This is a genomic window from Streptomyces sparsus, assembly GCF_054776295.1.
On the sequence record NZ_BAAHCA010001286.1, the window covers coordinates 1 to 1,082 of the forward strand.

Annotated in this window: 1 protein-coding gene; it reads left to right on the top strand. The window is 72.9% G+C overall.

The genetic code is table 11. From position 1 onward, the window contains the following. Window positions 1-137: 137 nt before the first annotated feature. Window positions 138-1,082 (top strand): thymidine phosphorylase (locus tag ACYVE9_RS27940; RefSeq protein WP_461030677.1); only part of this gene is annotated, 945 nt, incomplete at its 3' end.

Sequence of the window (1,082 nt, forward strand, 5' to 3'; positions counted from 1 at the left end):
CGCTTCCGAGCCAGGGCCGGCCCGTACCCCGCCGGCACTCCTGCTCCGCGGGCCCGCAGCCCGCAGCCTTACTCCGCCCCGCCCCGCCCCGCCCCGCCCCGCAGCCCGCACTCCGCCCGACCCGCAAAGGAGCATTCATGGACGCGATCTCTGTCATCCGCACGAAGCGCGACGGGCAGCCGCTGAGTCCCGAGCAGATCGACTGGGTCATCAACGCCTACACCCACGGGGCCGTCGCCGACGAGCAGATGTCCGCGCTGGCCATGGCGATCCTGCTGAACGGCATGGACCGGGCCGAGATCGCCCGCTGGACCGCCGCGATGATCGCCAGCGGCGAGCGCATGGACTTCCGGTCGCTGCCGCGCCCGACCGCGGACAAGCACTCCACCGGCGGCGTCGGCGACAAGATCACCCTGCCGCTCGCCCCGCTGGTCGCCGCCTGCGGCGCCGCGGTACCGCAGCTCTCCGGACGCGGCCTGGGCCACACCGGCGGCACCCTGGACAAGCTGGAGTCGATCCCCGGCTGGCAGGCGCTGCTGTCCAACGAGCGCATGATGGACGTGCTCCGTGACGTCGGCGCGGTCATCTGCGCCGCCGGTGACGGGCTCGCCCCCGCCGACAAGAAGCTCTACGCCCTGCGTGACGTGACCGGCACCGTCGAGGCCATTCCGCTGATCGCCAGCTCGATCATGTCGAAGAAGATCGCCGAGGGCACCGGCTCGCTGGTACTCGACGTCAAGGTGGGCTCCGGCGCGTTCATGAAGACCGTCGAGGACGCCCGCGAGCTGGCCAGCACCATGGTCGGCCTGGGCACCGACCACGGCGTGCGCACCGTCGCCCTGCTCACCGACATGTCCACGCCGCTGGGCCTCACCGCCGGCAACGCGCTGGAGGTCCGCGAGTCGGTGGAGGTCCTGGCCGGCGGCGGCCCGGCCGACGTGGTGGAGCTGACGCTGGCCCTGGCCCGCGAGATGCTCGACGCCGCCGGACTGCCGGTCGCCGACCCGGCCAAGGCGCTGGCCGACGGCTCCGCAATGGACCACTGGCGCCGCATGATCGCGGCCCAGGGCAGATCGGAAGAG